Genomic DNA, 21,655 nt, shown 5'->3' on the forward strand with positions numbered 1-21,655 from the left:
TTGCGGCGGAGCTTCATTTCCCCTTTTCACCTTTGTCGATAGGTCTCCAATTCGATATTTTCACCATCCGACCGGAAGGTAATCGCCCCGTTAAGATCTGTCCTTAAAACCTGAATCCCCCGCCTTTTGTATTTCTCGAGTACCCCTTCGTGGGGGAAATGAAACATGTTCCGTTCCTGAAGACTCACGATGGCATATTGCGGTGAGATCTTGTCAATCAACGGGACAGAACTTGATGTCCTGCTGCCGTGGTGGGGGATCTTGAGGACCGTGGAGCGGAGATTCCGAGGGAGCGAGACGAGTTCCTCCTCGGCCTCCCTCTCGATGTCTCCGGCAAAGAGAAAGCTGGTCTTCCCATGAACGACCCGAAGGACGAGACAGTTGTTGTTAATCCCTCCCTTGTAGAGCAGTTTTTCCGGATGGAGTACCTCCAACAGAACGGAATCGATACTTGTCTTTAAAGGGGCACTGACCTGCCTCAACGGGATCCCCTTGTCATTCAATGTCTCCATTAACCGATCAAAGGTCTGATCGGGGAACCGCTGCCCATTCCACCAGAATTCGCCGATCGGAAAAGAAGCGGTAACAGCCTTGAGTCCGCCATAATGGTCCGGATGTGGATGGGAGAGGATGACAAGATCGAGCTTTCGGATACCCCGCTGTTTGAGATAGGGGACAACCACTTCAGCGCCAACATCAAAGAGGACCGGCCTGCCGGGGATCAGAAAACCTCCCCCGTCAATGAGGATCGTTTTTCCCTGCGGTGTCTGGAGCAGGGCTGCATCCCCCTGACCCACATCGATGAAAGTGACCTCGAGTTGTCTTGATAAAATTTTTGGGATCGGAATGAAACCCAGACAAAGCAGGAGGGAGAGGAGCAGGGCCGGGCGGCGAAAGCGGGAGGAGTGGAGGGAGAAGATCGCGAGCAGAATGATGCCATAAACGAGCAGGGCTTCTCCCTGTGTAGGGTATAATTCAAGGACGACGGACCAGGAGGCTGCCTTTTGGATCAGGTCGAGAAAGATTCCTGAGAACAGTCCTGTGAGCTGGAGCAAGGAAGTCCCAACGGAAGGGAGGAGCAGAGAGAAAGGCAGTGCAATCCCGGAGGCGATCAGGAGGACGCCCGTTGCTGGCACGGCCCAGAGGTTTGTGAGGAGGCCATTGAGTGGGAAGGTATGGAATTGAAGGGCAATCAGCGGGGCGGTCCCGATCGTAGCGGCTATGGAAAGAAGAGAGGGGGACAGGATCCATTTCTTTAACCAGGTGGGGATCTGTTTCATCTCTCTCAATTTACAAATAATCGGCTGTGCCAAAAGGAGCATCGCAAGGACCGCGAGGAACGAAAGCTGGAGGGAGAGGCCGAAAAGGGTGGAACGGTCCATGAGGAGGAGAAAAAGAACGGCGGCCGCCAGGGCGGTGTAGGGATCAAAACGTCTCTTAAGACAAAAAGCAGTGACGAGCAGGATCGTCATGATAACCGCCCTGACGGCGGAAGGGGGTGAACCGGCCAACAAAAGATAAAAGATAATCGGAGGGAGAGAGAGGAGTAATGAGAGCCGTCGGATAGAGAGGAGCAACATCAATCTCTCGGATCGTCGGAAGAGCATGAGAAAAATTCCAACAGTCACCAGGAACAACAGGCCTATATGTTGCCCCGAGATTGCGATCAGATGGGCGGTGCCTGTCTTGCGAAACGCCTCCCACAGTTCCGGTGTAAAGTTGGTCCGATCTCCCAGAAGAAGTGCCTTCAGAAAAGCGGCGGCCCTCTGATCGGGAATTGTTTCTATTTTTTCTGCCAACCGAAGGCGCAACCTTTCCCAAATTTCTACGGAGGGGGAAGGGGAGGGGAGGCGCTCCAATGCATGAGGAGGAATGAATCCCGTCAAAAAAATATTTTTTCTCTCCAATTCTCTTCGGTAATCAAAGCCGCCCGGATTTTGATAGTGAGTCGGTCGTTTTAGTTGGGCTTCAAATCGGATCCGGTCGCCCCTCTTGAGGGCTGGAACGGGATTCTCCCCTTCCATTCCGATGGTGAGCAGGAGTTTCTCTCCCGGTACTGCCGTAAGGAGACTTGCCTCAAAACGGAGGCCGGATCGTGCCGGTTGTGGGGTGGAGAGGAGCTCGGCCTCATAGGTCTGTTTTTTTTCGAGGAGGGGGGTGAACGCTTCTGGAAAAGGGGGGAAGAGACGGGAGTCAATCGCCCACAGGGTTGCCACGAGACAGCAGGCGAGGAGAACGAGAATCCTCCGGGGTCTTGCCCAGGTCATCCGAAATTTCGTCGTAAAGTCTTTGGACCATGCCACGAATCTTTTCATGCTCCGGACTCCCCAAAAGATACCCAAGCTTGTCTCGAATCCCCTTCAAAAACTGGCGTGCCTTCTCCGTTCTTCTGGCGCGGTAGAGCGCCAAAAAAGAGTGAACATTAATCCGATTCAAAATCAGTTGTCCATTCTCAATCGAGTAGGTGAGCCCGCTTGTCTTCTGGTCGCAGACCTTTTTCAGGTGCCCCATGATTTTTCCGAGCAGCGCCTCGGCGATCGCCTCGAATTTGACGAATTGGTTCTGTTCGCGGGCCTGTTGGTTGACGACCTTCCGGTATTCGTCGATCCCCCCTGCAATTCCAAGCCAGGCCCTGATATCTGTTTTGTGGCTGTCCAGGAGTTTGTTGACGTCCTCCCCATCCAGAAGGATTTTTCCGTCGGTGAAGCTCCAACGCATCCCGTCCCGGTAGTGGCTGAACTCCTTGTCGAGGATCGGGCGGATACCCTCTTCTGTTGAGGGGCCTACAGGCCGGCTGCCACGATCACGCGAGTCGATCCGGCGGGAGCGAACCATAGGGTCGATCCTACCCTGTCTTGGGTCGGTTCGTCATTATGAAAATAGGAAGGCCCCCTTGGTGATTTGGGGTGCACCAGGGAGGCCTTTTTTAAGTCCACTCGCTGCTTTTTTCAAGGAGAGGAACGAGGGACCTTTGATTTCTCGTAGATGATCTTGTCGAGTGTCTTCCCGTACGCCTCCGCAAGGCGTTTGGTTCGCGCCTCCCCCTGCAGGATGAGGCGTGTCTTCTCGAGCATCTGCATCTGCCAATTTTCCAATTCCATGTAGCGGACGTTGTGTCCTTTAAAAAAGATCTCGGATCGCGCGTGATCGTAATGAATAGAGCCGACCTCCTTGCCATAGGCAAAGGTATAAGTGACACGATCTCCGAACGTAACGAGCTGCGTCTGTTTTATAGGAGAGGGGGCATGGAATTTTTCCCCCCCGGTCTCTACCGCACCTTCCTCTTTTTCAACCTCTTGCTTCCCCTTTAAATCCTCTTCATTCATCTTACCCCCCAGACTCTTTATGCCAACGACAGAACGATTATGCATTCAGCATGCCAAGAGGTGCAACTTTTTTATATTTACAACCAGTTGAAATTAAATGATTAACATGAGGCTTGCCTCCCGTGGAATATTATCAAACTGATAAATTTCTCATTTTGAGAGGGATCAAAATGATAACCGCGTCCAGAAAAAAAAGGGTACTCGTGAGACGTATAGAGAAAAGTCAGTCAACCTCCTTTCAGAAAAAGGTTTGGAAGGCATTGCTTGAGATCCCAAGGGGTCAGGTGAGGAGTTACTCCTGGCTTGCTCGAAAGATTGGTCATCCGAGCGCCTGTCGAGCCGTCGGCAATGCCCTGGGGAAGAACCCTTTTGCCCCGGAGGTTCCCTGTCATCGGGTTGTTTCGTCCCACGGAATTGGGGGGTACACAGGGGGTGTTTTGCGGAAAAGGTGGCTACTAAAGAAAGAGGGGGTGAGAATTTAGCTCTTAAGCTGGTGAATAACGTCAGTCATTCTCTCGATTGTGTAGTTGATCTCTTCTTCGGTCGAAAATCGTCCTAATCCAAAACGAATCGAAGATCGGGCCCTCTCCTCCCCAACCCCCAAGGAGCGAATCACATAAGAAGGTTCGAGGGAGCCGGAAGAGCAGGCGGAGCCAGATGAGACCGCTATGTCGTGCAGTTTTGCCATAATGGTATCAGAGCGAACTCCTGAAAAACTGACATTGAGGTTTCCCGGCAGGCGGTTGATCGAATCACCGTTGATCGGTATCTCTCCCAGTCTTTCACAGAAACCTTGATACAGGCGATTCCTCAATTGTTTGAGCCGGGGTGCCTCCTGTTCCATGATATTTTGGGCGATTTCGAATGCCTTTCCCATGCCGACGATGTTTGGGACCGCCAGGGTACCTGCTCTTAGGCCCGATTCCTGACTCCCTCCGTGGATCAACGGGAGCAGTTCAACGGTTGGGGATCGTTTGCGTACGTAAAGCGCCCCGATCCCTTTGGGTCCATAAAGCTTATGGGCTGACATGGAGAGGAGATCGATCTTCATTCCTTGGACATCGAGTGGAATTTTACCACAGGCCTGGGCCCCATCGACATGAAACAGGACCTTATGGTTATGGGCAATGGTGCCAATCTCCTTGAGTGGATAGAGTACTCCAATCTCATTATGGGCCGCGAGCAGTGAGATGAGGATCGTCTTGCCGGTCATTGATCTTTCAAGCTGATCGAGGTCAATCTGTCCATCCGAGTTGACGGGAAGGTAGGTGACCCTGTATCCATTCTTTTCGAGGTATTCCATAACCCCCAGTGTTGCTCGATGCTCTGTGACACAGGTGATGAGATGATTGCCCCTCTCCTTATGAGTGACTGCTATCCCTTTGAGGGCCATGTTGATTGATTCAGTTGTCCCGCTCGTCCAAATAATCTCTTTTGGATCGGCGGCGTTAATTAACTTGGCTACCTGTTCTCGGGCCCGTTTCACGGCCTCTTCTGCCCTCCAGCCAAAGGAATGACTGCTCGAGGCCGGATTGCCAAAATTGTCAGAGAAATAGGGCCTCATTGTTTCAAAAACAGCCGGATCAACCGGTGTCGTGGCGTGGTAATCGAGGTAGATAGGAAACGTTGGTGTCATTGATTGTCGAGTTCCATTACATCAATTTTTGATTGGAAACCGATTTTTTTATCTCTTAGGGAGATCTTTAACCCGTCGGATTCTTGACGGCAAACGGGTTTTTATCAACCCATTTTAGGGCCTGGATTAACTAAAAACCTAAAGATATTAATGTGGTATATAACAGATCTATTTGGTACAATTTTTGCTGGTTTAGAGGGTGGGGTGTATACATTATGAATCGACTAACAGGAGTCATTGCGGTTGGTCTCCTTCTCCTTGGCCAGATATGGGGATGTTCGACGGGGGTCAAGGAATCGGAGGAGGCGACGGAGACCGGTACGGGAACGGGCTCAACCACGGGAACAGGTGCCGAGGTAGGGACCGGTTCAACGCTGGTTGTTAATGACCTCTCTGTCCTGCCGAGCCTCAGTGCGGTTTCAAGCAGCAGCGATGTGACCGCCAGCCTGTCGGCCCTCAAGGCCAAAAACGCAGAGGTAGGGAGGAACTCAAGTGCCGGCTGTATGGCGGTAAATTTCTTCAAGCCGCAGATCCTCGACCGGATGAAACAGGCGGATATGTTTCGATCCTATTTGGAGACGACCCAGGATACGGTTAACTCCGACAGCAATTCAGAGAATGACCTCGATGTCCCGACGGATCAGTATGGTTATTATCAGGTTCGATTGGGGGCGAGCGAATACATTCGTGTGAGACTTGGTAATTTTGTCTCCGGGTCGTCGACGAGCTTCAAGATGGATGTTTGTAATTCAAGCAATGGGACGACCTATTCTCGTGGAACGGAGTTTAGTGTTACCGGTGATGCCTCAAACTACCTCTGGAGTGGTTATGTGAGGGATCGGTTCACTTTTAGTGAGACCAACAAAGGGTTTGATGCAACGATCTTCTCCATACGGATGAAGGACCAGAATTCAATGCAGGAGGAATTTTCGTTTGCCAATCTCTGTACCACCGCCTCTTGTCAACCGGCGATCGATATCACGAGCTATTTTGGCGATGTCCCGACGACCTCCGATGTTGAAAGTAGTACCACCTATTACAGCGTTTTTCGTCTTGGTTTTAACTATAATGCCGCTACAAATCGCAACGTCACGATCGGTACTTTTTTAAACCCCAGTACCGAGGTTAATGGACTCCTCTGTGCTGAATTTGATGACACAGAGGGGGCCGGTCTTATGAAGTATACCGTCATGGGTGATATTATTTTTAACGAAACGGAGGGTTTTTCGCTTGCTAATCTCTCCAGCCCCAAGGTTGTCTCGACAGATGGGATCGATTTTTATGGTGACTTTGCCTGCAACAGTTTACCCGATGCGGTGACGGTTGCGAGTGTGAACGAGAATACCGCCTTTGACTCGAGTTGGGATTGTGAGGCCCCGTCGGGAACCGCCTTTACAGAGATCGATGGGAGTCAGATAAGTTATGCCGAGGCGGAGGGGATTGTTGAAGATGTCAAATCGGAGGCGAGTAGCGATTCAGGCACCTGTATGACGGAAGAAGGCGTGGGAGGAGATGAACGGTCTGAGAATTGTATCCTGCCGACCTCCTTTACAAAGACGATGACAGGCTACTCGACGACCTGCCCGGAGTCGCCGACAGGACCGTGGGGTGCTCCTCAGCTTTCCAGCAGTGTTCATACAATTACCAACTCTTCTGATTCTCAGGTTGTGACGAGTACCCGAGTAGATGGCGTGCCAGGACAGTCGATAACCTTTACACGGAGTGGCAACAGCCTGACGTTCCCGCATGATGCAGGACAGATGACCGTCAATGCGTGTACCCTGAGCTCCTCAAGCTACCTATATATCGAATTTTCCTGCCCGTCGGACGGAACGGCGGCGACCTCCTGTTCCGTGAGGGAGAATTACACCACACGGACGGCGGTCTCCGGTGCGAGTTGCAGTACCAACACCGGGGCAGCGACCCCTGTTATTGGGACAGGGGCTAGTAGTTGTCGAGAAACGTATACAACGAGCTGTACAGTCAACTAACTCGCCAGTTTTTGTAATTCCCCGCGTTGGTGAAGTTCCGTTATAATATCGCAGCCACCGACGAACTCCCCATTGATAAAGATTTGAGGAACCGTGGGCCACTCGGTGTATTGTTCCAGCGCATCCCAGAGGGGTTCATCCGAGAGGACATCAACGGAGTAAAGTGGTTGCCCTAGCGTCTTTAAAACCTGGACCGCCTGATTCGAAAAGCCGCAACGTGGGGCCTCTGGTGTCCCTTTCATAAAGATGACGACCTTGTTGGACTTTACGATCTGTTCGATCTTGTTTTTTAGGTCTTCCATAGGATGATTCTCTCCTTTTTTGTTACATAATTCCCAATTGTAGTTTCGCTGCCTCAGTCATCATTTCCGGTTTCCACGGTGGTTCCCAGACGACATCGACCTTAGAGGATGTGACTCCAGGCACCCTTTTGATCTTCTCCTGAACCTCTGGTGGTAGGGAGGTTGCGACCGGACAGGCGGGGGAGGTCAGTGTCATATTGACATGGACATCACCCTCTCCCTCGACCTCTACGCTGTAGATCAGGCCGAGTTCGTAAATATTCACGGGAATCTCGGGATCGTAACAGCTCTTTAAGACATCAATCACCTTCTCCTTGAGCCCTCCTCCTGAGGCTTCCTGCTTTTCTCCTGATTCATTTGTCATCTTCACTTCCTTCTGTGGAGATTGTTGCGTTCTTCCCTTCCAGGATTGCCGAAAGGGTGTGCCAGGCGAGTGTGGCGCACTTTACGCGTGTCGGAAAATCACGAACCCCTGCAAAGATGGAAAGCTTGCCGAGCCCTTCTCCGGCCTCCTCGCCAAGAACCATTTTGTGAAAGCGGTTAAAGATCTCTGTCGCCTCTTTTTTTGTCTTTCCCCTTAATGCCGCTGTCATGAGCGAGCTCGAGGCCTTTGAGATGGCGCAACCGGAACCGATGAAACTTAGCTCCTTGATCCGATTCCCTTCCATCTTCACAAAGAGTGTGAGACGGTCTCCACATAACGGATTGAATCCCTCAAGTGTTCGATCGGCCCCCTCCATTTTTTGGAAATTACGCGGGTTTCGGTTATGGTCGAGGATCATTTCCTGATACAGATCTGTCAGTTCACTCATGGGCGAAAAATCTCCTTCACTTTTTTGAGGCCCTCAAGGAGCCGATCGACCTCCTCACGCCGGTTGTACAGACCAAAAGAGACCCTTGCCGTGGCGGGGACTCCGAGACGCTCCATGAGTGGCATGGCGCAGTGGTGACCGGTCCGGATCGCAATCCCCTCACGGTCCAGGATTGTTCCAATATCATGCGGATGGATACCCTCCATCACGAAGGAGAGTACGCAGGCCTTTTTCTTTGCGGTTCCGATTAGCCTGATTCCCTCCAGCGAGGAGAGCGCCTCGGTGGCATATTGCAACAATTCACTCTCATGTTTTGCTATTGGGGCGATGCCGATCTCCTCCAGATAATCAATGGCCGTCCCGAGTCCGATGACCCCGGAAATATCAGGGGTCCCCGCCTCAAATTTATACGGAAGGACGTTGTAGGTTGTTTTTTCGAATGTGACAGCGCTAATCATGTCGCCGCCTCCTTGATAGGGAGGCATCGATTCCAGAAGTTCCGCCTTGCCGTAGAGGACCCCGATGCCCGTCGGTCCATACATCTTGTGTCCCGAAAAAACATAGAAATCACAGTCCATCTCCCGAACATCCACTTTTGTGTGCGGGACGGCCTGGGCGCCGTCAACCAAAACGGGAATCTTTCGTTCATGGGCGAGACGAATGATCTCGTGAATCGGGGTGATCGTCCCAAGCGCATTGGAGATATGTGTTATGGCGACCAATTTTGTTTTGGGAGTTAAGAGCTTTTGATATTCTTCCATGAGGAGTTCGCCGCAGTCGTTGATCGGAATCACTCGGAGTCGTGCCCCCTTTTCCTGGCAGAGGATCTGCCAAGGGACAATGTTGGAATGGTGTTCGAGGGTGGAGATGAGGATTTCATCTCCCGCCTGAATCCGGGTGCGGCCGAAGGTAGAGGCAACGAGGTTGATCCCTTCCGTGGTGCCACGGACAAAGATAATCTCACGTCCCTCCTTGGCGCCGACGAATTTCTGGACCTTGTTTCGCGCCTCTTCAAAGGCCCGTGTGGCCCGTTCGCTTAAGGTGTGAACACCTCGGTGAATGTTGGCATTATCGGCCTCGTAATAGTGACGGATCGCCTCCAACACCATTTTCGGTTTTTGGCTTGTGGCGGCACTATCCAGATAGACGAGCGGCTTGCCGTTTATCTTCTGGGTTAAGATCGGAAAGTCGCGCCGAATTTTTTCACCGTCAAACATCGGCTTGTTGCTCCAGATGTTCCATCAGGTAATGATTCAGAAACGCCTTCAGGGGGTTGATCTTGATTCGGTCGACGATTTCATTTGCAAAGGCGGTTGTGAGAAGGCCGCGTGCCAAGGGTTCGCTGATGCCGCGTGACTTAAGATAAAAGACCTGGTTTTCATCAAGGCGGCCGACGGTTGCGCCATGGTTGCATTTGACGTCGTCCGCATGGATTTCAAGAAGAGGTCTTGTATTGATTTGTGCGTCATCCGAGAGGAGGAGATTTTTATTGGACTGTTTTGCCCTCGTCTTTTGGGCGTTGGCCCGTACGACGATCCTGCCGTTGAAGACCGCCTTCGAATTCCCCTTGAGGATCCCCTTGTACAGTTCACCGCTCGTTCCGTGGGGCTCCGCATGATCGATACAGGTTTGATTGTCAATCTGCTGCTGCTGATCGGCAACATAAAGGCCATCGAGGACGCATTCTGCCCCTTCGCGCGCCAGCAGCGCGTTGATTTCATTTCTCGTCAGAAGACCGCCGAGCGAAAGAGAATGGGAGACAAAACATCCCCCCCTCTCCTGATAAGACTGGAGCAGTCCGACATGAAACGCCTCTCGCCCCTCGCGTTGCAGTTTGTAGTGATCGAGAAAGGAGTTTTCACCGGAAAAAACCTCAGTGACGGCATTTGTGAAATAGTGTCCTTTTCCCAGGTAGGTTTCTACAACGGTTGCATGGGCTCTCTCTTCGAGCACGATGAGATGCCTTGGGTGAGTGACGGTTCGATGATCGCTTTTTTTGGAATAGCAGATGATTTGAATCGGCTTTTCAAAATGAACCCCGGGGGAGAGGTGAATAAAGGCCCCCTCTGTGAGAAAGGAGCTGTTCAGTGCGACAAACGGATGTTCCGAGCTGACATATTGGTTCAGATGTCTCTCAAGGAGGGGACCGTGCGTGGAGAGAGCCGTCGAGAGGGGACTGATCACGAGACCGTTTATTAATTCTTTCAGAGAGGAGAGCTCAGGCGCAAACTGCCCGTCGACAAAAACGAGACGCGGAGAGCCAAAAGACCAGCAGGTCAGCGGGTCGAGTTTTTCTGGCGTGAGCCCATTGGGGTGATAGGGAGGTGCGGATTGAAAAGGGGTTAGTGCGATCGGTTCAACATTCGTGAAACGCCACGCCTCCTGATCCGTCGTCGGAAATCCGAGCTCGCCGAAGCGGCGAAAAGCGGCCTGACGGATCTTCTGGAGCCACAACGGTTGGGGGATCGCCTTGAGGCGACTGAAATCAGAATCGTACTGTTTCAAGGCATCTCTCATAAAGAGGCGTCTCCCTCCCTTTCAAGCCAGGCGTATCCCTTATGCTCCAATTCGCGGGCGAGCGACTTGTCACCCGACTTGACGATCTTTCCCCCGGCGAGCACATGTACATAATCGGGAACGATGTAATCCAGAAGACGCTGATAATGAGTGACGAGGATGATCGCCCGTTTCTCATGGCGCAGGGCATTGACGCCATGGGAAACGATCTTGAGGGCATCAATGTCGAGGCCGGAGTCGGTTTCGTCGAGGATTGCCAGGACCGGGTCGAGGAGTGCCATCTGAAAGATCTCGTTCTTCTTCTTCTCTCCACCCGAGAATCCCTCGTTGACGGGTCGGTTGAGAAACGCCTCGTCGATCCGGAGGGTTTTCATCTTTTCCCGGGCGAGCGAGAGAAATTCCATGGCATCCAGTTCCTCTTCGCCTCGATGTTTGCGGATTGCATTGAGGGCTGCCTTCAGAAAATAGGCGTTGCTGATGCCAGGGACCTCAACGGGGTACTGAAAGGCCAAAAAAATCCCCTCACGGGCCCTTACTTCCGTTGACATTGGCAGCAGATTTTTCCCCTGAAATAGAACAGCCCCTTGGGTGACCTCATAGATTTCACGTCCCGCGAGAACATTTGCAAGTGTACTCTTCCCCGAGGCGTTTGGGCCCATAATGGCGTGAACCTCTCCTGCCTGCACCTGTAGGTCGAGCCCCTTGAGAATCTCCTTGTTGTTCACATTCACATGTAAATTTTGGATCTCCAGCATCTGTTTTTTCCTTTCTTATCCAACGGCCCCTTCCAGGCTCACACTGAGCAGCTTTTGGGCCTCTACCGCGAACTCCATTGGAAGCTCCCGAAAGACCTGTTTGCAGAAACCATTGACGATCAGATTGACCGCCTCCTCCGTTGAGAGTCCTCGCTGGCGGCAATAAAAGAGCTGATCTTCACCGATCTTCGATGTTGAGGCCTCGTGTTCCATTGTGGAGGAGCTGTTTTTGACCTCGACATACGGAAATGTGTGGGCACCGCATTCCGCCCCCATCAAGAGGGAGTCGCACTGGGAATAATTTCTTGATTCGACCGCCCCTTTTTGGATTCTGACGAGTCCCCGATAACTGTTCTGGCCATGACCCGCGGAAATCCCCTTGGAGACGATCGTACTCCGGCTGTTCTTGCCGATATGGATCATCTTGGTTCCGGTATCGGCCTGTTGATAGTTGTTCGTGACGGCGACGGAATAAAATTCTCCGACAGAATTGTCCCCCTGAAGGATGCAGCTCGGGTATTTCCAGGTGATGGCGGAACCGGTTTCCACCTGGGTCCAGGAGATTTTGGAATTGGTCCCTAAACATTTTCCTCGTTTGGTGACAAAGTTGTAGATGCCCCCTTTTCCCTCCTTGTCCCCCGGGTACCAATTCTGAACGGTCGAGTATTTGATCTGGGCATCATCGAGGGCAATCAGCTCGACCACGGCGGCATGGAGCTGGTTCTCATCGCGCCTGGGAGCGGTACATCCCTCCAGGTAACTCACGTAACTACCGCGGTCGGCGATGATCAAGGTCCTCTCAAACTGTCCCGTATTGGCGGCGTTGATTCGAAAGTAGGTCGAAAGCTCCATGGGGCAACGAACCCCCGGGGGAATATAGCAGAAAGAGCCATCCGAGAAGACCGCCGAGTTAAGGGCGGCGAAAAAATTATCGCCGGCTGGTACAACCGTGCCTAAATATTTTCGGACCAGATCCGGATGATTGCAAACCGCCTCGGAAAAAGAACAGAAAATAATTCCAAGCTCCGCCAATTTTTTCTTAAATGTTGTGGCAACCGAGACACTGTCCAGAACCGCATCGACGGCGACACCGGATAGCCTCATCTGCTCTTCCAGCGAGATGCCGAGCTTCTCGAAAGTCTGCCGGACTTCCGGATCAACCTCGTCCAAACTCTTCAGTTCCTTCTTTTTCTTGGGGGCAGAATAATAGCTGATCTCCTGGTAGTCGATTTTGGGGTAATGAACCATCGCCCAGGCCGGCTCCTTCATCTTGAGCCAGCTTCGATAGGCCTTGAGTCGCCACTCCAGCATAAAAGGGGGCTCTTTTTTCTTGTTCGAGATAAGACGGATCACCTCTTCACTGAGACCGGGAGGGATCGTTTCTGACTCAATCGGACTGACGAACCCGTACTTGTATTCCTGGTTGGTAAGTTTTTCGATCGACTCGTTCATTGACTCTCCTTGTAGGTCGGCAATTCTGTCCTGGGAGCAGGTTGTTCCATCAACTGACTGACCGTTGTTTGGGCCAACAATCGGTGTATCTTTCGATTCAGTTCGGAGAACGGCCCTTTGATAAGACAGCCATCCCATTGAGGACAGGAGATTTTCTCCTCTTTGAAACATTCCGCGACAGCGACCGGTCCCTCAAAGATATGAACAATATTTTCGACCGTGATGTCATTCGGGTCTTTGGCAAGGAGATAGCCCCCCTTTGTCCCTTGAACCGACTTGATGAGTCCTCTGTTGGCGAGGAGCTGCATGATCTTCGCTAGCACGGGGTAGGGGATTCGCTGCGTCTCGGAGATCTCGCGTGTACTCGCCTTGAAACCATCAGAATGAGCCATATGTTCGAGGGCCAGCAGGGCATATTCGGTTTTTCTATTGAAATGAAGCATATTAGGTCCTTTTAAGTATTTCTCAATAACTCAATATAAACACCACAATAACAATTAGTTATATAATAATTGTTATTGTAAATATCTGATACAAGACTATAAAGGTCCTATATCTATGTCAAGAGGGAATCTTTTAAAACAGTCTTGTTTTTACACCAGCCTCTTTGAGCAGTTTTGTTGCGATCTGCACAAGTGGGTAATGGGCGTTGTAGACGACTTCGCTAATGCCAGAGTTTATAATCATCTTTGTGCAAATGAGGCAGGGTGAGAAGGTCGTATAGAGAGTGGAGCCCTTGATGTTCACACCATGGTAGGCCGACTGGGTGATCGCGTTCTCTTCGGCGTGGGAACAGAAGCATTCCTCGAGCCCTTTTCCGGAAGGACCGAAGCTGTTGCAACGCGGACATCCCCCCTCATTGCAGTTTTTTACGCCGCGGGGCGTGCCATTATACCCCGTTGAGATGATCCGTTTGTCTTTGACAATGACCGCGGCCACGCGTCGCTTCATGCAGTTGCTTCGAAGCGCGACAGTCCTTGCAATCTCTATGAAGTAGGCATCCCAGTCAGGTCGACTCTTTTTTTTTGAGAGCTCCGAGAGGGTTTTTCTTATTTTCGTATGGAGGCCTTCCAGATGGCCGTTGTTGTCGAGGATTTTGTCTGAGAGCTTCTCGGTGGCGAGCAATTGCTGGGACGCCGGATTTTTGCTCGAAAACTCCTTCTCTTCCGTTTGGACAAAATCATGGTAGGTTTGGGGATCGTTTTCCCTTTTTCTGGACTTTACACGTTCAAAACGGATTTTGCGGGGGGCCCGGATGTTCAACAGAAAGAAGTCTTTGCGTTTTTTTAAGACAGCAACCTCACGAGGGTTGCGAATCGAATCAACAACGTAATTTTTATCAAACGTGAGTTTCTCGAGCGTCTTTTCGGCAAGAATTCCGGGGCCGTTGTTTTCGCGAAGCCGGTTTCCCTCAGCGATCAGGCGCTCTCGCGTAACCTCAAGACCTTTTTTGCGGATCACTTCACGGATGACATCGGAAAGGGAGTAGTAACCGAAACCACACTCCTGGAGAAATTTTGCAACTTCTCCTTTGCCTGACCCAATGCGACCTGTGAGACCGATTATCATGGTGCCACTGGATGCCTTGGAACGGCTGTTTAGGCAAGATAAGTTTTTCGTGGTTGCATCCATCCGTGAGAACAGATATGGGCCGAAACTTCTTTTAAACGAAAGGGGGATTTTATGGGGATCAAACCGGACAAATGGATTCGACAGATGGCACTCGAGGCAAAGATGATAGAGCCTTTTGACGAAAAGTCTCTCTCCAAGGCCCAAATCTCCTTCGGGCTCTCGTCTTACGGCTACGACATGCGGGTTGCGGATGAATTCAAGATCTTCAACAACAAGGCGGCCGGCATGATTGATCCGAAGAAGATGGATAAGGAGGCGTTCTACGATTATAAAGGCGAGGTCTGTGTGATTCCTCCCAACTCTTTTTGTCTGGCACGGAGTCTGGAGTATTTTCGAATCCCGCGTAAGGTCATGACGATCTGTTTTGGAAAGTCAACCTATGCCCGCTGCGGCATCATTACGAATGTCACCCCGTTTGAACCGGAGTGGGAGGGGTATGTCACGATGGGGATCTCCAATACGACACCGCTCCCGGCGAAAATCTATGCGGGGGAGGGGATTGCCCAGGTTCTCTTCTTCGAGGCGGATGAGGAATGTGCGATTTCCTACCGGGATAAGAAGGGGAAATATCAGGCCCAGAAGGGGATTACGCTCCCGATTGTCGGCAACGGATCGGTCTGATTATAGCAACTAAAAGTCTCCCTCTTCACCTTGACACCCTCTGGAGTCGATGTTACCCCGGCGTTTTCATGATGGGGAAAACAAAAACCATTGTTGGGCTCCTTGCCTTGGTAGCGTTCTCGAGTGCTTGCAGTTTCTCCCGAATGGCCTCCGATATCACCTCCGACATTTTCAAGGCAGGCTCACCGATTATTGAAGAAGAGTCGGACATCGAAGTTTCTGAGCAGGCGGGGCTCGCGATGATGAAGACGCTCGAGGTTTTTCATCGGCATAATCCCGGCAACAAAAATTATCTGCTTCTCCTTTCAAAGTCCTATGCGACCTATGGATTTGGTTTTCTTGAAAACCGGATGCTTCAGTATCGGCAGTCCGATCCGGAACAGTATCGTCTCTATGAAACACGGGCAAAGCTGTTCTACACGCGTGGTAAGCAATACGCCCTCCGCTACCTGGAAAAAAAGAATCGTGGACTTTTGGAGGCGATGGAGAAGGGGCTTGAACCGCTTCGGCAGGAATTAGCTGGTCTGAAGCAGAAGGATGTTGAATCGCTCTTCTGGCTCGCATTAAATTGGGGAAATTATATCAATCTAACGAAGGATGAGGTGAAGTCCGTCTCCGATCTTGCCATTGTTGAGACGATCATGAAACGGATTACGGAGCTCAATCCGGACTTTTTCTATGGTGGCCCCAACCTCTTTTATGGGGTCTATTATGCGAGTCGTCCTCCGATGCTTGGGGGTAATCCGGAGGAGGCGAAGAAACATTTTGAAAAAGCGGAGGGGGCGACGAAGGGGAAATTCCTCATGGTTTATGCGATCGAGGCCCAGTTCTTGGCGGTTCAGATGCAGGATAAGGCACTTTTTGAAGGGTTGCTGTCAAAGATTGAAGATGCGTCGGTTGATGTTCTGCCTGAACAGCGACTGGCCAATGTTTTAGCCAAGGAAAGGGCCCGGTTGTTACGATCACAAATCGATTCCTATTTTTAATTGATTCGCGAAGGAGGATTTTATGAAAAGACTATTAATTGCTGTTGCAGTGTTGATGTTGGCCAGTCTGTCGGCTTGGTCTCAGGTGAAGGAGATCAAGCTCGCAACGATCGCCCCGGCCGGTTCGTCGTGGGACAAGATCACCAACCGGATGAACGACGAACTCAAGGCGAAGAGTGGTGGAAAACTGGTTTTCAGGATTTATCCCGGTGGGACGCAAGGGGATGAGAAGGATGTTGTCCGGAAGATGCGAATCAAGCAGATCCATGCGGGTGGTTTTACGGGTAACGGGCTTGGTCAGATTGCACCGCAGGTTCGTGTCCTGGAGCTCCCGTTCCTTTATGCTAATGCCGACCAGGTTGATTACGTCATCTCCAACATGACACAGCCGATGGAAGGTTTTCTCTCCAAGGGGAACCCGCCTGTTGTACTCCTCGGTTGGGCCGAGGCCGGCTTTGTCTACATCTACTCCAACAAACCGATTCAGAAACTCTCTGATCTCAGTGGCACAAAGATTTGGCAGTGGGAGGGAGATCCGCTTGCCTCAGCGACCTTCAGCACGCTCGGAGTCGCCCCGGTACCGCTTGCCATTACCGATGTGATGACGGCTCTCTCCACCAATATGATTGAGGCGGTCTATGCCCCACCGCTGGGTGCCTTGGCGCTCCAGTGGGCCTCCAAGGTTAAGTACTTAACCGACCTCCCGATCGTGAATTCGATGGGGGCTCTCGTTATGCTCCGTTCTGAATTTGACAAGCTGACGTCCGCCGAACAGAAGACCTTGAGAGAGGTTACTGCAAAGTACTCCCGTGAGATTGTCACCGAGACCCGCAAGGACAATGCGCTCGCGCTGGAACAAATCAAGAAGTTGGGGGTTCGAATTGTCTCTGTTGATCCCAAGGAGAGGGAGTTGATTGAGCAGACGGCAAAGAAGGTATGGGCCGATCAGGTCGGCAAACTCTATTCTGCAGACCAGCTCAGTGCCGTTCAGAGATTGGTGGCTGAGGCACAGGCAAAGGGACACAGTGCGGCTGCTCAACTCCATTGATGGCTGGCTTGGAAAAATAGAAGGGTTCTTTTTATCAGGGTCACTTCTGGTCATGATCCTGCTCGCGTTCCTGCAGGTTATCGTCAGAAATTTTTTTGATACCGGGCTCCTTTGGGCTGAGGCGATTGTGCGGCTTCTGGTCCTCTGGGTCGGTTTTCTTGGTGCGATGCTGGCGACTAAAAAGGGGCAGCATATCTGCATGGACGTCTTTACCAAGTTTATGGGGGAAACCTCCCGCACCCTGGTTGGTATCCTGATGAAAATCCTGGCGGCGGTCGTCTGTCTTTTTATTCTGAAGGCGGCGTGGACCTTTGTCCTTTCCGAGAGAGAGTCGGGGTCCGAGTTTTTCAAAAATGTCCCCTATTGGTGGGTCGAGATCATTATCCCCACCGCTTTCTTGCTCATTCCGTTTCATTTTTTGGTTGCTGTCCTCAATGATTTTCGTTCCCTCCTGAAAAAACCGGTGGATCAATGACCTGGCTCATTGTGATTGGTATTGTTGCGGCGGCCCTGTTGGGGGCCCCTCTTTTTTCGGTTTTTGCGCTGGCGGCCCTGATCTGTTTTTCATCCGTCGGGATTGATACCCAGGCGATCGTTATAGAAATTACGCGTCTCGTTTCGGCCCCGATTCTGGTGGCGATTCCGCTCTTCACCTTTGCCGGTTATCTTATGGCTGAATCAAAGACGCCGGAAAGAATGGTACGACTAACCCAAGCGCTTGTTGGCTGGATGCCAGGGGGGCTCGCCATCGTCACCCTCTTTGCCTGCGCCTTTTTTACGGCGTTTACAGGCGCCTCCGGCGTCACCATTATCGCCTTGGGGGGGCTCCTTTTTCCGGTCTTGATCAAAAGAGGGTTTTCGCAAAAATTTTCACTCGGGATCGTTACCACCTGCGGCAGTCTGGGACTGCTTTTTCCACCCAGTCTTCCGATGATTCTTTATGGATTAGTAGCGACGGTCGATGTCGATCTGCTCTTCAAGGCGGGTGTAATGCCTGGTTTCCTCCTGATCCTTCTTTTGAGCCTTTACTCCATCTGGCAGGGGAAAAAGACGGTCAGTCGCATCCCGTTTTCCGGCAAGGAGCTCGTTTCCGCGGCCCGTCGGACAATCTGGGAGATACCGCTCCCTTTTATCATCCTGATCGGGATTTACGGCGGCTACATGACGGCGGCCGAATCCGCGGCCGTAGCCGCCTTTTACGTATTTGTCGTTGAGGTCTTCATTTACCGGGACCTGAAGTTGAAGACCGATGTGCCACGCGTCATGCAGGAAAGCATGGTGTTGGTCGGAGGTATTCTGATCATTTTGGCCGTTGCGATGGGGTTCACAAACTTCCTGATCGACGAACAGGTCCCGATGAAGATCTTCGACTGGATCCGTCAGTACATCCAGAGCAAATTTACCTTCTTGCTCCTTTTGAACGGTTTTCTACTCATTGTCGGGATGCTCATGGATATCTTCTCCGCCATCATCGTCGTCGTTCCTCTCATTCTCCCGATTGCGAATGCGTTTGGTGTGAATCCGGTTCATCTGGGGATTATCTTTCTCACGAATCTGGAGATTGGTTACCTGACCCCGCCAGTTGGTCTCAACCTGTATCTCTCCAGTTATCGTTTCAAGAAGCCGATCATGGTGATTGTGAGGGATGTGATCCCGTTTGTTTTACTTTTGCTCGTGGGACTTATTTTGATAACGTATGTACCGAGTTTGAGTTTATGGATGGTTACAAAATAGGTCGTGGGAAACGCGGAAGGGGCTTTTATGGAAACAGTCATTCTCAGTGCGACTCGAACGGCAATCGGCAGTTTTCAAGGGGCGTTGGCCAATACGCCGGCACCGAAGCTGGGATCTATTGCAATTGCCGAGGCGGTTCGACGATCCGGTCTAAAAATAGAAGAGGTTCAAGAGGTGATCATGGGATGTGTCCTGCCGGCCGGTTTGGGGCAAGCACCGGCAAGGCAGGCGGCACTCTTTGCCGGTCTTCCCCATGTTACACCCTGCACTACGATCAACAAGGTCTGTGGGTCGGGGCTCAAGGCGGTCATGTTGGCGGACCAGGCGATTCGGAGTGGTAGTGCCGAGGTTGTTGTGGCTGGTGGGATGGAGAATATGACACTCGCCCCGTATCTTCTACCCAAGGGGCGCGTTGGTTTCCGTTTGGGACATGCGGAGGTGATCGACAGCATGATCAAGGACGGCCTGTGGGACCCCTACAACAATTTTCACATGGGGAGTGCCGCTGAGCTTTGCGCCAAGGAGTATCGCATCTCGCGTGAAGACCAGGATCGTTTTGCCGTTCAGAGTTACGAGCGGGCGATTCGAACCACGAATGAAGGGAAATTTAAACAAGAGATTATCGGAGTCGAAAATGATACCGGAAAAGGCCAAAAAACCGTCTTTGACAAGGATGAAGAGCCGTTCAAGGCGAATCTCGAAAAATTGAGAGGCTTGAGACCGGCGTTTGAGAAAGAGGGGACCGTCACCGCCGGAAATGCCTCCTCCATCAATGACGGGGCGGCGGCCGTTGTTATCGCCAGTTCTGATTATGCCAGGAAGAGGGGGTTCAAGCCGCTCGCGAGGGTTGTTGGTCATGCCCAGGCGGCGGTTGCCCCGGAGTGGTTTACGATTGCCCCATCGGAGGCGATCAAGAAGAATTTGCAGGGCATTCAACTTCGGTCGACGGACATTGACCTCTACGAATTAAACGAGGCGTTTGCCGTCGTCTCGCTGGCCAATAATAAAATTTTGGGTCTCACCGAAGATCGCGTGAATATCCGTGGCGGAGCCGTTGCGCTGGGGCACCCGATCGGTGCCTCTGGTGCAAGAATTCTGGTAACACTTCTTTATTCCCTGATTGATACCCACCAACGTCGTGGTCTTGCCTCTCTCTGCATCGGTGGGGGCGAAGGGGTGTCGCTTGTCGTGGAGAGGCTGTAGTTTCATGATCGGGCTTGACGGGGGTTCATTTAAGGTAAATAATTATACTTACTAGAGAAAATGTTGTCGACTAACGTCCTTGTATTAAACCGTTCTTTCATCCCGATCAATATTACTAGTTTGAAACGGGCCTTTGTCCTTCTTTATCAGGGGTTGGCCAAGGCGGTCGATGGGCAGTTTGCCACCTTTGACTTTGAGAGCTGGAGCGAGCTCTCTGTCGCAGCTCATGAGGAACAGATCGGCTTAGTGAATCGCGTTATTCGAGTCCCCCGTGTCATTCTGCTGACCGCCTACGACCGGATGCCTCGGCGTCATGTCCGCTTCTCTCGGCACAATATCTATCTCAGAGATCGAAACACCTGCCAATTTTGTGGAAAGTTTTTTCCGCGTCATGACTTAAATCTGGATCATGTCATCCCCCGTTCGCGCGGTGGAAAAACGGTTTGGGATAATGTTGTGACGAGTTGTATTGATTGCAATCGGAGAAAAGGGGGAAAACTCCCTTCGGAGGCGAGGATGCACCTGATCAAAAAACCGGAAAGGCCGCGGTGGACTCCTTTTATGGATTTTTCTACCAAAGATCTCCTTCGTTACGGGGAGTGGAAGCCGTTCTTCAATATGGTTGACTTTAGCTACTGGAATGTCGAACTCGAGGAGTAGGACACCTCCAAGGCCGATCGGGCGGAATGAAAAAAACACGACTTGATGTTTATCTGACAGGTCAACACCTGGAACAAAGCCGTTCCGAGATCCAACGAATGATCACAAACGGTTTTATTTTGGTTAATGGGGAACCTCGCAAGCCGAGTTATCTGCTTAAGGGAGGCGAGAAGATTGAGGTTAAAAGGAGGTCCCCTCCACCCCCTCCGGCAGGGCCGGAGGCGATTCCTCTTGATCTCCTTCACGAGGATGAGGCGGTCATTGTGATCAACAAGCCGGCCGGGTTGGTCGTTCACCCGGCCGCGGGGAATTATTCCGGGACGCTCGTCAATGCGCTTTTGCATCACCTTCAAAAAAAAAATCTCCCTCCCGAACTTTCACGATGTGGATTGGTGCATCGCCTGGACAAGGGAACCTCTGGCGTCATGGTGATTGCCAAGACAGAGGAGGCGCAACGGGATCTGGCGAACCAATTCAAGAATCGGGTTGTGGAGAAAACCTACCTGGCGCTGGTCTTTGGGCCTGTTGCAAAAAAAGAGGGGAGGATTGAGATCCCGATTGGTCGTGACCAGCAGCATCGTCGAAAGTTCTCTTCACGGTCCCGTTATACGCGTCAGGCGACGACTCTTTATCGTGTTAAAAAAGAGTTTAATCGCTTGAGTCTGTTAGAGGTCTTTCCAAAGACCGGGAGGACACATCAGATCCGTGTCCACCTCTCCGAAATAGGTCATCCGATCGTCGGTGACATCCACTACGGCGCTAAAAGTCGCCTCTCCACTATTAAGGATGAGGAAAATAGAAATATCTTGGAACAGATGACCCGCCCCTTTTTGCATGCGGCCTCGCTCTCGTTCGTTCATCCATCTCACCACAATCGGGTTTCCTTCTCAGCGCCTCTTCCACTGGAACTGCAACATATTCTCGATCTGGTCTCTGCCGAATGAAAGCCCACAACCTTTGGCGCCGTTTGAACGCGGAGT

The 21,655-nt window shown here is 51.5% G+C and carries 22 protein-coding genes; 10 read left to right on the plus strand and 12 right to left on the minus strand.

All coding sequences use genetic code 11. The features are described 5' to 3' along the window. Window positions 1-26: 26 nt before the first annotated feature. Both HYT77_04920 and HYT77_04925 read right to left on the minus strand, forming a co-directional pair. Window positions 27-2,315, minus strand: a complete 2,289-nt coding sequence (locus tag HYT77_04920; GenBank protein ID MBI2067335.1) for a DNA internalization-related competence protein ComEC/Rec2 — start codon at window positions 2,313-2,315, stop codon at window positions 27-29. Window positions 2,316-2,948: 633 nt separating this feature from the next. Next, the gene (locus HYT77_04925; protein MBI2067336.1) at window positions 2,949-3,371 is read right to left on the minus strand and encodes a hypothetical protein; all 423 of its coding nucleotides are present in this window, start codon (window positions 3,369-3,371) and stop codon (window positions 2,949-2,951) included. A gap of 125 nt (window positions 3,372-3,496) precedes the next feature. Between HYT77_04925 and HYT77_04930 the strand changes: the two genes are divergently transcribed. Then, window positions 3,497-3,808: an MGMT family protein gene (locus HYT77_04930; protein ID MBI2067337.1), complete on the plus strand. Its 312-nt coding sequence runs from the start codon at window positions 3,497-3,499 to the stop codon at window positions 3,806-3,808. Here the strand turns inward: HYT77_04930 and HYT77_04935 are convergent. Beyond that, window positions 3,805-4,962 (minus strand): aminotransferase class V-fold PLP-dependent enzyme, encoded by a 1,158-nt coding sequence (locus HYT77_04935; protein MBI2067338.1) that lies wholly within the window; start codon window positions 4,960-4,962, stop codon window positions 3,805-3,807. The two genes, HYT77_04930 and HYT77_04935, sit on opposite strands and share 4 nt — an antisense overlap. A gap of 215 nt (window positions 4,963-5,177) precedes the next feature. Between HYT77_04935 and HYT77_04940 the strand changes: the two genes are divergently transcribed. Then, window positions 5,178-6,953 (plus strand): hypothetical protein, encoded by a 1,776-nt coding sequence (locus HYT77_04940; protein MBI2067339.1) that lies wholly within the window; start codon window positions 5,178-5,180, stop codon window positions 6,951-6,953. Here the strand turns inward: HYT77_04940 and grxD are convergent. The 9 genes from grxD to HYT77_04985 all read right to left on the minus strand — a co-directional run bounded on the left by grxD (window position 6,950) and on the right by HYT77_04985 (window position 14,360). Further along, window positions 6,950-7,255, minus strand: coding sequence for a Grx4 family monothiol glutaredoxin (grxD, locus tag HYT77_04945; GenBank protein MBI2067340.1), 306 nt, complete (start codon window positions 7,253-7,255; stop codon window positions 6,950-6,952). The genes HYT77_04940 and grxD overlap by 4 nt on opposite strands. Before the next feature lie 22 nt (window positions 7,256-7,277). After that, window positions 7,278-7,619, minus strand: a complete 342-nt coding sequence (locus HYT77_04950; protein MBI2067341.1) for an SUF system Fe-S cluster assembly protein — start codon at window positions 7,617-7,619, stop codon at window positions 7,278-7,280. Continuing rightward, window positions 7,609-8,067: an SUF system NifU family Fe-S cluster assembly protein gene (locus tag HYT77_04955; GenBank protein ID MBI2067342.1), complete on the minus strand. Its 459-nt coding sequence runs from the start codon at window positions 8,065-8,067 to the stop codon at window positions 7,609-7,611. Before HYT77_04955 ends, HYT77_04950 begins: the two co-directional genes overlap by 11 nt. Beyond that, window positions 8,064-9,284, minus strand: a complete 1,221-nt coding sequence (locus tag HYT77_04960) for a cysteine desulfurase (protein ID MBI2067343.1) — start codon at window positions 9,282-9,284, stop codon at window positions 8,064-8,066. The genes HYT77_04955 and HYT77_04960 overlap by 4 nt, the downstream gene beginning before the upstream one ends. Next, entirely contained in the window at window positions 9,277-10,584 is a 1,308-nt protein-coding gene (gene sufD / locus HYT77_04965) for a Fe-S cluster assembly protein SufD (GenBank protein ID MBI2067344.1), read from the minus strand. Before sufD ends, HYT77_04960 begins: the two co-directional genes overlap by 8 nt. Beyond that, window positions 10,581-11,339, minus strand: coding sequence for a Fe-S cluster assembly ATPase SufC (sufC, locus tag HYT77_04970; GenBank protein ID MBI2067345.1), 759 nt, complete (start codon window positions 11,337-11,339; stop codon window positions 10,581-10,583). The genes sufD and sufC overlap by 4 nt, the downstream gene beginning before the upstream one ends. A 15-nt stretch (window positions 11,340-11,354) precedes the next feature. Then, window positions 11,355-12,791 carry a Fe-S cluster assembly protein SufB gene (sufB, locus tag HYT77_04975; GenBank protein MBI2067346.1) on the minus strand — a complete coding sequence of 479 codons (1,437 nt, stop codon included), beginning with the start codon at window positions 12,789-12,791 and terminating at the stop codon, window positions 11,355-11,357. Continuing rightward, window positions 12,788-13,234: an Rrf2 family transcriptional regulator gene (locus HYT77_04980; GenBank protein MBI2067347.1), complete on the minus strand. Its 447-nt coding sequence runs from the start codon at window positions 13,232-13,234 to the stop codon at window positions 12,788-12,790. The genes sufB and HYT77_04980 overlap by 4 nt, the downstream gene beginning before the upstream one ends. A gap of 133 nt (window positions 13,235-13,367) precedes the next feature. Next, window positions 13,368-14,360, minus strand: a complete 993-nt coding sequence (locus HYT77_04985) for a dephospho-CoA kinase (GenBank protein ID MBI2067348.1) — start codon at window positions 14,358-14,360, stop codon at window positions 13,368-13,370. Between the two features lie 114 nt (window positions 14,361-14,474). Between HYT77_04985 and HYT77_04990 the strand changes: the two genes are divergently transcribed. The 8 genes from HYT77_04990 (at window position 14,475) to HYT77_05025 (ending at window position 21,619) form a co-directional block, all read left to right on the plus strand. Further along, window positions 14,475-15,044 carry a dCTP deaminase gene (locus tag HYT77_04990; GenBank protein MBI2067349.1) on the plus strand — a complete coding sequence of 190 codons (570 nt, stop codon included), beginning with the start codon at window positions 14,475-14,477 and terminating at the stop codon, window positions 15,042-15,044. 68 nt (window positions 15,045-15,112) lie between these two features. Then, complete coding sequence (locus tag HYT77_04995) at window positions 15,113-16,030, plus strand: hypothetical protein (protein ID MBI2067350.1); 918 nt, start codon at window positions 15,113-15,115, stop codon at window positions 16,028-16,030. 22 nt (window positions 16,031-16,052) lie between these two features. Continuing rightward, entirely contained in the window at window positions 16,053-17,078 is a 1,026-nt protein-coding gene (gene dctP, locus HYT77_05000; protein ID MBI2067351.1) for a TRAP transporter substrate-binding protein DctP, read from the plus strand. Beyond that, window positions 17,056-17,553 (plus strand): TRAP transporter small permease, encoded by a 498-nt coding sequence (locus tag HYT77_05005; protein ID MBI2067352.1) that lies wholly within the window; start codon window positions 17,056-17,058, stop codon window positions 17,551-17,553. The genes dctP and HYT77_05005 overlap by 23 nt, the downstream gene beginning before the upstream one ends. Continuing rightward, complete coding sequence (locus tag HYT77_05010) at window positions 17,550-18,812, plus strand: TRAP transporter large permease subunit (protein ID MBI2067353.1); 1,263 nt, start codon at window positions 17,550-17,552, stop codon at window positions 18,810-18,812. The genes HYT77_05005 and HYT77_05010 overlap by 4 nt, the downstream gene beginning before the upstream one ends. A 27-nt stretch (window positions 18,813-18,839) precedes the next feature. Continuing rightward, window positions 18,840-20,015: an acetyl-CoA C-acetyltransferase gene (locus HYT77_05015; protein MBI2067354.1), complete on the plus strand. Its 1,176-nt coding sequence runs from the start codon at window positions 18,840-18,842 to the stop codon at window positions 20,013-20,015. A gap of 60 nt (window positions 20,016-20,075) precedes the next feature. Next, window positions 20,076-20,675, plus strand: coding sequence for an HNH endonuclease (locus tag HYT77_05020; protein MBI2067355.1), 600 nt, complete (start codon window positions 20,076-20,078; stop codon window positions 20,673-20,675). 26 nt (window positions 20,676-20,701) lie between these two features. Next, the gene (locus tag HYT77_05025; protein MBI2067356.1) at window positions 20,702-21,619 is read left to right on the plus strand and encodes an RluA family pseudouridine synthase; all 918 of its coding nucleotides are present in this window, start codon (window positions 20,702-20,704) and stop codon (window positions 21,617-21,619) included. Window positions 21,620-21,655: the final 36 nt, after the last annotated feature.

The organism is Deltaproteobacteria bacterium, assembly GCA_016180855.1.
Lineage (GTDB): Bacteria > UBA10199 > UBA10199 > JACPAL01 > JACPAL01 > JACPAL01.

Bases quoted from the DNA above. Each gene is read 5' to 3' on its own strand.
- HYT77_04920 (MBI2067335.1), bottom strand. From the start codon at position 2,315: ATGAAAAGATTCGTGGCATGGTCCAAAGACTTTACGACGAAATTTCGG.
- HYT77_04925 (MBI2067336.1), bottom strand. From the start codon at position 3,371: ATGCATAATCGTTCTGTCGTTGGCATAAAGAGTCTGGGGGGTAAGATG.
- HYT77_04930 (MBI2067337.1), top strand. From the start codon at position 3,497: ATGATAACCGCGTCCAGAAAAAAAAGGGTACTCGTGAGACGTATAGAG.
- HYT77_04935 (MBI2067338.1), bottom strand. From the start codon at position 4,962: ATGACACCAACGTTTCCTATCTACCTCGATTACCACGCCACGACACCG.
- HYT77_04940 (MBI2067339.1), top strand. From the start codon at position 5,178: ATGAATCGACTAACAGGAGTCATTGCGGTTGGTCTCCTTCTCCTTGGC.
- grxD (MBI2067340.1), bottom strand. From the start codon at position 7,255: ATGGAAGACCTAAAAAACAAGATCGAACAGATCGTAAAGTCCAACAAG.
- HYT77_04950 (MBI2067341.1), bottom strand. From the start codon at position 7,619: ATGACAAATGAATCAGGAGAAAAGCAGGAAGCCTCAGGAGGAGGGCTC.
- HYT77_04955 (MBI2067342.1), bottom strand. From the start codon at position 8,067: ATGAGTGAACTGACAGATCTGTATCAGGAAATGATCCTCGACCATAAC.
- HYT77_04960 (MBI2067343.1), bottom strand. From the start codon at position 9,284: ATGTTTGACGGTGAAAAAATTCGGCGCGACTTTCCGATCTTAACCCAG.
- sufD (MBI2067344.1), bottom strand. From the start codon at position 10,584: ATGAGAGATGCCTTGAAACAGTACGATTCTGATTTCAGTCGCCTCAAG.
- sufC (MBI2067345.1), bottom strand. From the start codon at position 11,339: ATGCTGGAGATCCAAAATTTACATGTGAATGTGAACAACAAGGAGATT.
- sufB (MBI2067346.1), bottom strand. From the start codon at position 12,791: ATGAACGAGTCGATCGAAAAACTTACCAACCAGGAATACAAGTACGGG.
- HYT77_04980 (MBI2067347.1), bottom strand. From the start codon at position 13,234: ATGCTTCATTTCAATAGAAAAACCGAATATGCCCTGCTGGCCCTCGAA.
- HYT77_04985 (MBI2067348.1), bottom strand. From the start codon at position 14,360: ATGATAATCGGTCTCACAGGTCGCATTGGGTCAGGCAAAGGAGAAGTT.
- HYT77_04990 (MBI2067349.1), top strand. From the start codon at position 14,475: ATGGGGATCAAACCGGACAAATGGATTCGACAGATGGCACTCGAGGCA.
- HYT77_04995 (MBI2067350.1), top strand. From the start codon at position 15,113: ATGATGGGGAAAACAAAAACCATTGTTGGGCTCCTTGCCTTGGTAGCG.
- dctP (MBI2067351.1), top strand. From the start codon at position 16,053: ATGAAAAGACTATTAATTGCTGTTGCAGTGTTGATGTTGGCCAGTCTG.
- HYT77_05010 (MBI2067353.1), top strand. From the start codon at position 17,550: ATGACCTGGCTCATTGTGATTGGTATTGTTGCGGCGGCCCTGTTGGGG.
- HYT77_05015 (MBI2067354.1), top strand. From the start codon at position 18,840: ATGGAAACAGTCATTCTCAGTGCGACTCGAACGGCAATCGGCAGTTTT.
- HYT77_05020 (MBI2067355.1), top strand. From the start codon at position 20,076: ATGTTGTCGACTAACGTCCTTGTATTAAACCGTTCTTTCATCCCGATC.
- HYT77_05025 (MBI2067356.1), top strand. From the start codon at position 20,702: ATGAAAAAAACACGACTTGATGTTTATCTGACAGGTCAACACCTGGAA.